Raw genomic sequence first — 12777 nt, forward strand, 5'->3', positions numbered from 1 at the left:
CCACCAGCCACTGAACCTCAACAACCAAGATCAGCCGTTGACTGGACAGACCCCCTCTCCGACTCCTGAGAGAGGTTTCAGGACAGGCGACCGTATGGGACGCCTTGAGGGCAGGCGGGCGAGTGGTCTTCCAGGAGCACGACGCTGTATTGCGCCAGGTGCTGGGTCAGCCAGTGGGCCCGCCGAAGGCGGGCCGATGAGTGTCGTCCACCCCGGATCGGCCAAGGGCTGATGCTCCACCGACGAAAACCGGCGACGGTCCGCCCGCACCCAGGTGACGCGTACCTCCATGTGCAGGCCGAGACGTGGCAAAGCGCCCACGTCCTGGAGAGAGGAACCATGGAATGTCCTTGACGTCCCAGATCGATTCGCCCGACAGCCCGTTCACCCGATTCACCGCGTTACACCTGCCACGTCCGCGTGCGGCGATGGACACCTACCGCGCCGCGGCCCGCGCCGCGCAGCGGCCGGTGTCCTTGCCGACACCACCGCCCGGGGTACGGCCGGCATGGGGCACGCTCGGCGCGGCGATCGACCACCGGCTGCGCTACGCTTTCACCTGTCGGCAGGTGATCGACGGTGCGGTCCGCGAGGGTGTCGCGAGCGCGGCCGCCTGGTGCGCGAGTATGCGGCGCCCCGACGTCGCCGATGCGATTCTGGCAACCGGCCGGGACCTGGAGAGTGAACTGCGCTCTCTGCTCAAGCAGGAGCAGCCCGACGACCGGGGCCAGCCGGTACTGCTGGCCGCCGCGGCTGAGGACCGGCTGGCCCGCCTGTGCGTGGCGATGGTGTGGTTCGAGGAGGTCTACCGCTCCGGTGTCCTGTACCCGGGGTCGGCGATGGTGCGTCTGGCTGCCGGGCTGACGTTGCCCGCGCTGCTCGCCCAGATCCCCGATTACATGGTGGACGACCTCACGGCGCAGGTGCGGCTTGCGCAGGACGCCCTCGGTGAGCTGCGCGCCGGAACCGAGGCCGAGGAGTGCTATTCAGGGCCTATTTTCGCCGGCTCGCGCGCGGTGGGCGGCGCGGACGCGGACCTGATCGCCGGCCGGCTGCTGCTGGACTTCAAAGCGCTGAAGGATCCAGTCCGTCTCCCGCCAGCGGCGGCATACCAGTTGGCCGGGTACGCGTTGCTGGACTTCGAGGATCTTTACCGTCTGGAGCGGGTCGGCTTCTACCTCACCCGCAGCGGGCAGCTGATCACCTGGGGATTGGGGGAGTTCGCGGGCTTGCTAGGTGCTCAGGTCCCGGTGCCCGAACTGCGGGCTGAGCTGTCCGGCCGCCTCGCCAGCGAAGATCCGGATGCGGAGGCGTAATCGCGCTTGGGACAGGCGGGTAGTACTTACGCAGCCAGCCGTTCTTCGTCCACTCTGCCAGATAGGCGGCGGCAGGCCGCGGAAACGAGCCGGACTCGCGCTCGTTGAGGAGGTAGAGCCGGTCGTCCAACCGAGACTCCAGCATGGTCTCCGGCACACCGCGCGCGTTCTCGTCGACGAACACCGTGCCGCAGAACGACAGCACCAAAGCAGCATGGTCCGCACGCAGCAGCATCCATGTCGGATGACGCACAAGACCCGAGACTCGGTCGAATGCTGCTGGAATTTCGCGCACTCCGGCAAGGCACCTGTACAGGAGTCATGCGGCGACGCGATGCTGGGCGAGTTTGGCCAGCATGACCTGGTTGGCCTCCCAGCCGTCGGGGAATTTGGCCGGCACGGACAGATGCACCGGGTCCATCGAGGGGTGGCTGTCCAGGAGATCGGCGATTCCTTCGCGGGCGACGACGATGCATGCCTGCCGGTGGCGCGAGGCGAGGACGCACAGCCGTCCGGCCTCCAGGTGGAAGGCTGTGGCGTCCCGGCGGCCGGACAGCGGGTGTACGACGATGACGACTTCGAACTCGCGGCCCTGCAGTCGGTTCGCGGTGTCGACTGCCACGCTCGGCGCGTTCGGGTTGCCGGTCCGGGTGAGTGCGGTTCGGACCAGGTCGGCCTGGTCGCGGTGGGCGACGCCGATGGCGATGTCGCCGGCGGTCAGGGGTCGGCCGCTTCGGTGGCGCTCGCAGGTGGCGACCGCTCCACGGTCCAGCAGTCGGCCGGCGAGGTCTGCGGCGGTCTGGATGGTTTCGGTGTCGGTGCGCGGGACGTGGCGGCGGGGCAGTTCGTGCAGGGCCCAGCCAGTGGTGAACGCCATCGCGAGGGTCTCATCGAGATTGGTGCTGCCGAAGCCCGCAGTGCGGAACTCCAGGGCGCGTGTGTCTTCGTCGGTTCCGCCGGTGAAGCCGGTGAACGGGTAGAAGGCCTGGGCGACGGTGGGGGCGGCGGAGGACGGGAGGCGCCAGGACACCGGCAGCCGGTGAACGGGGATGCCCCCGTTGTGTTCCAGCATCACGGTGACGCCGTTTTGCGTCGGGTCGTGCGGCAGCCCGATCCAGCGTTCGGTGCCGACGATCGTGAATGGGTCCAGCTGGCCTGGGTCGCCGACGAACAGTCCCCGGTCGAAGCGTTCGACGATCTGCAGCAGCATGTCCGAGCGCATCTGGTAGGACTCGTCCAGAATGGCCCAGCCGAACGTGCCGTCGCGGACGGTGGCCCACTTGGCGGCGGTGCCGACGATGATCTGGCAGCTGGCCAGGTCGGCCAGGGTGCGGCCGACGGTCGTGTTCGCCAGGGCGCCCAGGGCCTGTGGCGGGACGTAGTCGGTGGCGCTCAGGCGGCCGAGGGGGATGTCGGGGTGCCTCGTGGCGAGACGCTCGATCAGGTCGTCGACCTGGTTGTTGGTCTGGGCGACGATGATCGGGCGTTCGCCGCCTGCGGTGAGTTCCTGGGCGGCGTCGACCACCAGGGTGCTCTTGCCGGCGCCCGGTGGGGAGTCGACGACGACGGCCTGGTGGCGGGAGTCGGCCAGGTCGGCCAGGATCGCTGCGGTGGCGGCGTTCGCGGCTGCAGTGGCGTTGTCAGTCCTCATTGGCCCCACTCCTCTGCGGCGGCGTCCTCAGGTACGACGGAGTCGATGTCCGGCCCGTCGAGGCCGGCGTTGTGTGTCCATGGGGTGTGATCGGATGCCGGGAACACGGGTGTCGGGCGCCAGCCCGGGTCGGGAAGGTAGGCGATGCGCTGGCCGGGCACCGGCACGGTGCCCGGCTTCGGGATACGGGCACGCCCCATGCCGCCGGTGACCTCCACTGTGACCAGCGTCGTGTCGCCGTCGGGGAAGACGGAGACGATCGCGGCCTTGTGGCCTGCCGGCATGGACGGGCTGATCAGCTTGGTGCCGGAGGCCAGCCGCACGGGATCGTCGGTACGGACGGTGACGCGCGGCCGCGGCACCCGCGTGTTCTTGGCCGTGGTGACGATCCGACCGGGCTCGCTCTCCTCGACCGTCCCCGCGAACGCCTCCCCGGTACTGCGCCGGTCGGCCAGCACGAACGGGTCGTCGAAGGCCATGTCGGCCTGGAACTCGGCCAGCGCCCGCTCCAGCCGGCTCAGGCGCTGCGCCGCGCCGATCGCGGTATCCCGCTTGCGCTGGGGAAGACCGCCGGCGTCCCGGTAATCGGAGTACAAGGTGAAGGACACACAGTCGCGTTCGAGGCGTTTGGCGGTCCGCGGTGCCTCGGGGACGGACCGCAGCAGCGATATGGCTCTCCACATCGTGCGCCATGTGGGCTTGACCTGTTCCGCGATCAGGTTGCTCAGCTCGGCCTGGGCGGCCGCCAGCGCGTGCGGGTCGCCGAGGGCGTGCGCTGCGTCGAACCGTTTGATCGCCGGTGCCAGGTCACGGTTGTCGAACTCCGGGGACGTCGCCGGTCCTGCCGGCGGGCAGACGTCCGGGTTCTCCGCATCGGCCATGGCCTGCTCGACGCTCAGTCCGGGCGGCGGAGCGATCCAGGCCATGAGCGAGGCCAGGTTCTGGTCTTCCAGCTCGCTTTGGCCGGTGGCCCAGTGCTCGGTGAGCATCGCCGTGAGGGGCAGCAGCATGGAGGTGCCGGCTATCTCGGCGGTGTCGACCAGGAAGGTCAGCCACATGCCGAACTCGGGGACGACGTCGGGCACAGCGTAGGGGCCGGACGTCGAGCGGAAGCGGCACATGCGCCCGAGGTCGGCCAGGGCTTTGATGCCGCCGTGGTTAGGGACGAGGATCTGCGGCGCGTCGCTGTACCGGGAACGCTCGCCTTCGCCGCGGCGGTCCTGGCGGTAGGAGTCGATGTACCCCATCACGATCCGGCCCAGGTCGGCGGCGAACGCGAACCTCTGATCCCGGTTGCGGGGCTGCGGCACGACCAGCAGCGTCATGTCTCTCTTGGCGGTGCCGACCATTGCCGCCAGCGGAGCTCCAGCTTCTCCGGCCATCGTCAGCGGAATGATCACCAGCGGTCGGCCCGACAGACGCCGGTGCCGGAACTCGGTCTGGCGCACCGCCTCCATGGTTTCCATCGCCTCCACGTGCGCCAACGCCGACAGCATGCTCATGAAGCACCCCCTGATGCTTCGGTCAGCTCGGCACGCAGCCGTGCGGCGTGCCGCAGCGCGGCGGCCATGTCGCTCTGGTCCGCGGTCGGTGTCAGCTGCCCGCGGGCCAGTCCGAGGGCCATGGTCGTGGTGTCGATTCCGCCGAACTGTTCGCGCACCACAGGGCCGAGCACATCAAGTGAGGCTTCCGCACGGGCGCGGGCGCGGCAGTAGAACGCCATCTCGCAATGGTTCAGGCAGTCCGGGCGATACGTCGCGGGCACCTGTTCCAGCGCCTCGGCCAGTTCTTCGGCCGGGCGGCGGGGCCGGCCATCCTTGTCGAGGTCGAGGTCGAAGGTGAGCCCTTCGGGCAGCAGGTCCACGAGATCGCTGATGCGCTCGATGCGGGCCAGCTGACGGGTCAGGGCGGAGACCTGCTTGCGGGCGTCGACGAACGCTGCGGTCGGGCGGTTGGTGAAGTCCTTCGGCGCGACCAGCACGATGGTGTCGGACACGGCCTGCCGGTCGATTCCGGCCTCCTCGAGCAGGGCGCGCAGTGCGATGATGTACGCGCATGCCTGCGTGGTCGCCGACCGCACCTGCGCCGGGTCGGCCTGACCGTCGATGATCGGGAAGCTTTTGATCTCCACGATGTAAAAGCGGCCGTCGATGCGGAAGGCCACCAGGTCTGGCTCCAGGAACGCCTCCTGCCCGCCGACCTGGAGGTACAGCATCGGGTGGTCGAACAGGGTGCCCTCGCCGGTGCCCTGGGCTGCCTGCAGCAGTACCCGGGCAGTGTGGTCGCGGCGGGTCGCACGGCGGCCGTCGCCGCCTACGTCGTTCAGGTCCAGGTATGCCACCTCGGGCAGCGTCAGCTTCAGGGTCTCGCGCAGGACGCGCAGGAGTTCCGCGCAGCCGTTGTCCTTCACCATCGCCTCGAAGGCGTTGCCGCGGGCGAAGGCGAAGGCGGACTGGCCGAAGGGGGACGGGTAGCCGGCGTGCGCGGCGATCGCGGCCTTGTCGGATCCTGAGGCGTCCAGCAGGGCCCGCAGCGTGCAGCGAGGGTTGTTCTCCAAGGCGGCCAGCGACCGGGCGTTGTAGGCCCGGCTCTGTGCGGATCCGCGCAGAGCGGCTAGGCGGTTGTCGACGGGTGCTTTCACGGTGTCGGAGATCCTTGCGGGGGAGAGGGGACTGCTGAGGGACGGGGCGTCAGGCCCGGGCCTGCAGGTGTGTGACGCCCTGCTGGGGCGCGCCGAACAGCTGCTGGTCGTCGCGGAGCGACTTGCGGGCCCGCCGCGCGGCCTCGGCCCGGGCAGCGAGGTCGGCGTCGGCGTGCACGTCCATCTCGGCCTGGGCGGCGTCGATCACTTTCTGCGGGTCCAGTGCAGTCTCGTGACCGGAGGTGCTCTTCGGCATCGCGTCGGGGATGTTCACGGCGAAACGCCACAGCAGCCGCAGCGCAGCCGGACTGGGCCCGCTTCCCGCGGACTTTGCCGAGGCGTGCACCGCCTCGGCGACGCGGATCGCGCCGGTGAGGAAGTCGACGCGCGGTGACAGCGGTCCGATGATGCGCTGTTCCAGCGTCCAGGTGCTGATGGTGATGAGTGCCCGCACCGATGTCAGAAGGTCGTGCGCCAGTGCCGGGCACAGGTAGTACGGCCGGGCGCCCGGGCTGGACCGGTAGGAGCGCTCCTCGTCCCGGCGCAGGCTGGACAGCTTGGACGCGGACAGCTCGCCCGGGAAGAACGCCTCGTGCACGCCGACGATCAGTTTGGGGGCGGCCGGGGTCCCGAGCAACATCAGGGCGCGGTGGACGTGCTCGCGTGCCGGGAGCTGCGATCCCCGGGCAGCCGGGGCCGCTTCCGGCACGGGACGGGGCGGTGCGGGCGCCGGTTCGTCGGCGTCGATGAGGGCATCCCAGGCCCGCTCGGCGCGGCGGAGCTGCGCCCGCAGCTCGCCGGCGCGCTCGGTGTCGCCGGCGGCGGAAGCATCGCGGATGGCGCGGCGCAGGGTGCTGATGCTCTTCTCCAGGGCGTCCAGCGGATCACTCATGCCTCAGACGCTACCAGAGTTCCAGAGTTTTCCAGATTTCTTCCTGAGATTCGGTGTACAGTCGGCGTCACTGAACCTCCGGCCAGGGTGGCGCAGCCCGTGCCCGCCCGCAGACCGTTCTCCTGGAGGCACCCCGTGACGGGACGCGTATTCCATACCTCCGACTGGCACCTGGGCCGCCAGATCGGCCGCCACCGACGTGACACTGAAGTCGATGCCGTCCTGGACGAAATCATCGACATCGCCGACGACTTCGCCCCCGAGTTGATCGTGCACAGCGGTGACCTGTTCGACAGCTCCAGACCGGGCCTGGACGACATACGCCGCGCAGCACACGCACTGCGCCGCCTCGGCGCGATCGCGCCCGTGGTCGTCGTCGCTGGCAACCACGACACCACTCACGTCCTGGCGTTCCTGGAGTACATCCTCAACGACATGGGCACCCGCGAAGCAGACCAGGCCCGGGTCCGCTTCGCCACCGACGCCCGCCCCGACAGGCTGCTTGTCGCCGAATACCCCACCAAAGACGGGGAGCTGACGCTGCGCATCGGCGCACTGCCGTACCTGCACCCCAACAGGTTCACCTATGATTTCGCCGACCCCGCCCTGACGACCGCGACCTACGCCGAGAGGATGCGCACCGTCCAGGCCGACGTCTACCGCCGCCTGACCGCAAGCCGCGGCGCCCGGGACATTCTGGTCTTCGCTGCCCATCTGTTCGTCGAAGGAGCCACCCCCTCCTACTCGGAGAGGAAGATCTCCATCGCCGACGACTACGCAGCCTCAGCCACCGACATGCCCGACGTCGCCTACGGCGCCCTCGGCCACATCCACAAGCCGCAGTCCGTCGGCCGCGCCGGATTCCCGGCCTGCTACGCCGGCAGCCCGCTGCAGATGGACTTCGGCGAGACCGGCGACACCAAGAGCGTCGTGCTGGCCGAGATCGGCCCGGGCAGGGAATCCCTCATCGAAACCGTGCCGCTGACCGCCGGCCGCCGTCTGATCCGACTGGAGGGCACTCTGGAAGAGATCGCGCAACGCGCCGGCCGTGTCGGAGATGCCTGGGTGAAAGCAGTGGTGAACGTCGAAGCCTTCAGCCCGTTTCTGTCTGACACCCTCACCAAGATGCTGCCGCACGCGACGATCGTCGACATCGAAGAGCGCCACACCGGGGCAGCCCACCGCGTGCTGGACCGGGAGACCTCCACCGAGGAGCTGCCGGGCATCGACGACCTGCTGCGCGACTACCTGCCCGGCCGCGGCACCACTGGTCTGGCCCTGGACCGTGTCATGGCCGCCTTCGCCCAGCTACAAGCCGAACCCGACCCCGACGATCCCGCACCGTGCTGCGAGGAGAACCTGCTGACCGCCGCAATCGCTGGCCAGCCCCTCGACACCATTGACCGCTCCGGTCTGTTGGCTGGCACCGACACCACCGCAGCGGAGACGACACGATGAAACCGCTGACGCTCGCCCTCACCGGATTCCGCAGCTACCCCAGCCCGGTCACCGTCGAGTTCACCGGCAAGAGCCTGGTCGCAGCCCTCGGCGACACCGGGTCCGGTAAAAGCAGCCTGCTCGACGCCATCGTCTTCGCCCTGTTCCGCAAAAGCTCCTGGGACGCCAAGGAACCCCGGCAACTCATCGCCGACGGCATGCAGGCCATGAACGTCGAGCTCACATTCCTGCACGATGGGCAACGCTGGTGCGTACACCGAACCATGCACGCCACCAACCCGAACGCAGGTCGGCACCACCTGAAAAATCTGGATACCGGCGAGGAGACCGACGGCGCCACCGCCGTCGACAACCGCATCAAAGCGGTGCTGCAGATGGGCTATGACACGTTCCTGCGCGTCGGACTGCTCCCACAAGGCAAGTTCGACCAGCTCCTCACCGCCGCACCCAAGGAGCGGAGTGAACGGCTGCGCGAACTGTTCGGCGCCGAGTCACTGGAATCAGTCCAGCAGATGGCCGTCCGCCACAGCCAGACTCTCCAGGCACTGTTGAGCGACGCGAGGGCCGAACGCGCCCCCATGCCGGTCAATCCCGAGCAGGCCGCCGAGGAAGCCGGTGCGGCCGCCGACGCGGCCACAGCCCGCACTGAACGCCTGGAGATCGCCATCGAGCGCATCACCGCATTGCGGGGCGAGGTGTCTGCCGCCCGGGACGCCGCAGCGGCGGCTACTATCACCGCCGAAACCCTGTCAGCGCGCGCGGTGACCGATGCCAGCGCCACCCTCGACGCACTCGAGCCCATCGCCACAGACATCGCCGCACGACACGACGCCCTGGACCGGCGCGCCGCACAAGCCGCAGCCCGGGAAGAGGAACTGACCGCAGCGATCACCGCGGCAGACGCGGCAGGAGAAGGCCGGGACGTACTCACCAAAGCCACCATGATCCTCAAGGCCCTCGCGACACATGCCGAGGAACACCGCGGCGAGCGCGACCGGCTCGCCACACTCACCGAACAACTCGCCGACGAACGCGACGCCATCGCCAACGCCGAAGCGGAGCTGGCCGAGCGCGCCGAACACGCAAAACCGCTGGCAGAACAAGCCCGTGCCGCCGCGGAGACGAGCAACCAGATCCGCACGTGCGCCACCACCGTCCACACCGCGCTGACCACAGCCCTCACGGCAGCCCGCCGCGTCGCCGGCACCGCGAGCGCCCACGCCATGGCGGTGAGCCGACGCGAATCCGCCCGTGACGATCTCGGCCGGGTGGAAACGGAAACAGAGGCGGCGCGCAGAGCCCTCGCGGAAGCCGATGCCCACCTGGAGGCGCTCCGACGACGCGACAAGGCCGCCGCGATCGCCGCCGAACTGCGCCCCGGTGACAACTGTCTCGTATGCCACCAGCAACTCCCGGCCGACTTCGCACCCGCACCGGACACTGACGCGGCCGAGTTGGCCACGGCGACAGACCGGCTGAGCCGCGCAAAAACCGCACGTGACACGGCTGTCGACCGGCTCGCTGGAGCCCGTGCCGCCGTGACCGCCGCCGAAGAGGCGATTCTTGAACGCGAGAAGGAGCACCAAAGCGCACAGCAGACGGCTCAGGAGGCCAGCGCAGAAGCGGTGCGCGCCTTCGGAGACCTCGCGGCTCTGGCCGCCGAAACCCGCGGCGGCTTCGACGCCGAATCAGCATCGGCGATACTGACTGCGGCCACCGCAAGCCTGTCCGCCCCGACCGCTGATGGAGCCGCACAACTCGAGCAGGACACAGTGCCGATCGCCGACGCCATCACCGCGTGCGAACAGGCAGCCACTACGCACGCCGAGCAACTGCAGGCCGAAGGGCATCGCCGCACCGCCGAGATCGAAGCAGACCGCAAGACGCTGACAGAGCGTACGCGAGCCCATCAACGCCACACCGACGACACCGCGAAAGCCTCTGAGCGCTACACCCGTGCCGTGGCCAGGACCGTTGCCGAGGTCAGTACGCTTCCCTCCCGCATCCGAGCGATGCTGCCGAACGATGCGATCGACGTGGTCGCCGACGAGGCAGCCGCTGCGACCGCCGCTGTCGCCGCCCGGCAAGCAGAAGTCCAAGAGCTGCTCGACCAGAGGGAGGAGGCAAGGGCGGAGAAGGCCACGGTACTTGTCGACCAGCGTGCTCTCGACCAGGACACCCAGGCCCGCCTGGAACGGCCGCTGAACAAACTGCGCGACAACCTGGACGCGTGGGCTCAGGCCGTCACCCAGACCATTACTCATCTCGACGTGGCCGACCAACACCAGGCGCCGAAGGCCCCCATCCAGTCAAGGATCGCCGAAATCCGCAAGTACGCCGCCGCACTGTCGACGACCACCTCGACACTGGGTGACAAGCTCACCCAGCGCGCCACCGCCGCCGCAGACCGCTCCGCTGCCGCCAAGAGCAGCCTCGGCGAGTACGCTGCCGCACTTGCCGATGTCGACGGCTTCGATACCGAAGCCGACCTGACAACACCCGAGGCGCTCCATCCCCTCGTCGCCACAGCCGCACAGGCAGCCAAAGAAGCCAAGGACCAGCGAAAGAAGCAGCGGGAAGCGCAGGACCTGATCAAGCCGGCCGCTGCCCTGGACTTCGCCATAACCGCAGGCAAGGCGCGCTACGAAGCCCTGGAGGTCCTGCGCCGTGAACTCGTCGACGCCAAGTTCCTGGGCCACCTCACCACATTGCGCACCCGCGCACTGCTCGGTGTCGCCAGCGACCTGCTCGGCCAAATGTCCGACGGGCGGTTCGGCTTCGCCGACAGTTTCGACATCGTCAGCCGCACATCCGGAGTCGTCCACCACCCAAATCGGCTGTCCGGAGGAGAGAAGTTCCAAGCATCGCTCGCCTTGGCCCTGGCGCTCGCCGAACTGCATTCCCGCAGCGGCCCGGCTCTCGGCTCCCTATTCCTTGACGAAGGCTTCGCAGCCCTCGACACCACCGCACTGGACTCGGCCCTCGAGGTGTTGCGTACCCGGGCCGGCAGTGACCGCCTTGTCATGGTGATCAGCCACCTGCACGCCGTTGCCGAGGCCGTTGACGACGTGCTGTGGGTGAAGCGGACCACCGCCGGGTCGTCCGCTCGCTGGCTCACACCAGCCGAGCGCGACGAACTGGCACAGGCTGATCTGGCCAGCGGCCTACAAGCACTGGCGCGGTAGTTCAACTGAACGCGATCTTGTACGTGGACCGGACCGCGGTGCAGTGGCGCTACCTGCCCCACCAGACCGTGTACGGCCGTCCCCCGAGGGGCGCCGTCCGCCTGCCGGCAACCTCCTGCCCGCGTTCCGCGCAATTCGACATGCCTAGAGCGCGGATCTGGCCCATGACCTGCGGAAACACGCTTGCACGTGCCGCAGAGGCGTTTCTCTAGGCATAGAGAAACGCGCAGGTCAGCGAGGTGCCCGAGCGCGCCACCGGGCCGACAATGGGGCGAAGCGCGGCTGGTTAAACCGAGCTATATCGTGGCGAGTTGACAACTCGTGAGCTGAGCGTGAGGCAGGGGCTCTATCGTGGCCTCCGGCTCGGCTTGCAAGAGGGGGTCGCCCGGCGCCCTTGGCGGTCGCATCGGGAAGCCCCGCTACCTGCAGAAACGTCGCGCCCTAGAGAAACGGCCTGCGACGCCCGGCGGGGCGAAGTCGCAGGCCAGCAGGCATGCCGCTGCTCCAGAGACGGCGAATTGCGCGGAACGCGGGTCCTGGCACCGCAGCCTGGTACCCACAGCGCGTTGCCGTGCTCACAGCCGCTACCGGGGCGACGTTTGAGGCTCCTTTGGGAGAGATCTTGCTGCAAGACAATCCCCCAAGGCCACTCTGCTACTGACGACCGCATCCACTCCGCGGGCCGCGCAGACCGTCGGCCCCGGGGCCTGACCGGCTGCAGCCCCGCCGCCCCAGGCCATCGACAACGACCCCGGATTTCGTACCGCTTCCTACCCTTCGAGTTTCGTACCGGAGCCCGTGTCTGTACCGATACGCTGGACGTTACAACACCGGGGGGTGTGCCCCCAGGTGAATCGTGCGCGTCAGTGAAAAGGTGCTGTGGTGTCAGACGAGGTTGTTCCACCGACCGAACCGCTGGGCGGGCCAGCGCCGTCGACGGTGCATGAGGCGCGCGGGATGCTGCCGCAGCTGGTGAAGGCCGCAGGTGCGGGCCGGTCCACGCCGCTCACGCGCAAGAGCGAGGGCCGGGAGCACCGGGCGCTGCTGGTCTCGCCCGCCGCCGCCGAGGAAGCCGGCTGCGACCTGGCCGCCGCCCCCACCTGGCCGACGGCCGAGGCCCGCAAGAAGCTCGGCGAGCTCGTCCAGGCAGCTGCCAACGGCTCCCCACAGGTCCTGCGCCGCCACAAGACACCGGTCGCCGTCCTGATCCCCCACACCACCCCCGCCCCTGCCACGGAGCCGGCGGAGCCCGCGGACACCGACACGGACGCCCCGGCCGGCACCTGCGACGGGCAGATGCCGCTCACCACCGGCCCCGCCGCTGCGCCCGGTGCCCCGGCGGACGCTGTGCCTGCTTCCGCACCCGGCCCGGGCGCCCAGGCCCCGGCCGTACCATCCAGCCAGTCCCCGGCGCCCCACAGCGCACCCGGCACGGCCACCGCCCCACCCCCGGGACCGCCTGCGCCCCCCGCCGCCCCGGCCGGGCCCAACACCCCGGCCGCGCCCGCCGCTACAGGGGCTGAGCCGGCCGCCGCGCCGCCGCGGCGGCACCTCGCCTCGCTTGCCGAGGCCCTGGCCGCCCCCCCCCCCCCCCCCCCCCCCCCCCCCCCCCCCCCCCCCCCCCCCCCCCCCCC

The 12777-nt window shown here is 69.5% G+C and carries 9 protein-coding genes; 4 read left to right on the forward strand and 5 right to left on the reverse strand.

Translation table 11 applies throughout. The features are described from left to right. Nucleotides 1-350 precede the first annotated feature (350 nt). On the forward strand, nucleotides 351-1316 hold the full coding sequence (locus DEH69_RS23610; RefSeq protein WP_147255794.1) for a hypothetical protein: 966 nt from the start codon (nucleotides 351-353) through the stop codon (nucleotides 1314-1316). Here the strand turns inward: DEH69_RS23610 and DEH69_RS33060 are convergent. From DEH69_RS33060 to DEH69_RS23635, 5 genes are read right to left on the reverse strand one after another with little or no spacing between them, the layout of a single operon-like run. Then, nucleotides 1201-1611: a DUF3375 family protein gene (locus DEH69_RS33060; protein ID WP_309302898.1), complete on the reverse strand. Its 411-nt coding sequence runs from the start codon at nucleotides 1609-1611 to the stop codon at nucleotides 1201-1203. The genes DEH69_RS23610 and DEH69_RS33060 overlap by 116 nt on opposite strands. 24 nt (nucleotides 1612-1635) lie before the next feature. Beyond that, on the reverse strand, nucleotides 1636-2967 hold the full coding sequence (locus DEH69_RS23620; RefSeq protein ID WP_113689015.1) for an AAA domain-containing protein: 1332 nt from the start codon (nucleotides 2965-2967) through the stop codon (nucleotides 1636-1638). Further along, complete coding sequence (locus DEH69_RS23625) at nucleotides 2964-4469, reverse strand: hypothetical protein (RefSeq protein WP_113689016.1); 1506 nt, start codon at nucleotides 4467-4469, stop codon at nucleotides 2964-2966. Before DEH69_RS23625 ends, DEH69_RS23620 begins: the two co-directional genes overlap by 4 nt. Then, nucleotides 4466-5608, reverse strand: a complete 1143-nt coding sequence (locus tag DEH69_RS23630) for a hypothetical protein (RefSeq protein WP_113689017.1) — start codon at nucleotides 5606-5608, stop codon at nucleotides 4466-4468. The genes DEH69_RS23625 and DEH69_RS23630 overlap by 4 nt, the downstream gene beginning before the upstream one ends. A gap of 49 nt (nucleotides 5609-5657) precedes the next feature. After that, complete coding sequence (locus tag DEH69_RS23635; RefSeq protein WP_113689018.1) at nucleotides 5658-6500, reverse strand: hypothetical protein; 843 nt, start codon at nucleotides 6498-6500, stop codon at nucleotides 5658-5660. A gap of 135 nt (nucleotides 6501-6635) precedes the next feature. Between DEH69_RS23635 and DEH69_RS23640 the strand changes: the two genes are divergently transcribed. From DEH69_RS23640 to DEH69_RS33695, 3 genes are all read left to right on the forward strand, one after another. After that, nucleotides 6636-7958, forward strand: coding sequence for an exonuclease SbcCD subunit D (locus tag DEH69_RS23640; RefSeq protein WP_113689019.1), 1323 nt, complete (start codon nucleotides 6636-6638; stop codon nucleotides 7956-7958). Beyond that, on the forward strand, nucleotides 7955-11143 hold the full coding sequence (locus DEH69_RS23645) for an AAA family ATPase (RefSeq protein ID WP_113689020.1): 3189 nt from the start codon (nucleotides 7955-7957) through the stop codon (nucleotides 11141-11143). Before DEH69_RS23640 ends, DEH69_RS23645 begins: the two co-directional genes overlap by 4 nt. Nucleotides 11144-12100: 957 nt before the next feature. Further along, a partial coding sequence (locus DEH69_RS33695; RefSeq protein WP_369008276.1) for a type II toxin-antitoxin system Phd/YefM family antitoxin occupies nucleotides 12101-12777 on the forward strand: 677 nt, incomplete at its 3' end.

The sequence above is a fragment of the Streptomyces sp. PT12 genome (genome assembly GCF_003311645.1).
Classification (GTDB): Bacteria; Actinomycetota; Actinomycetes; order Streptomycetales; family Streptomycetaceae; genus Streptomyces.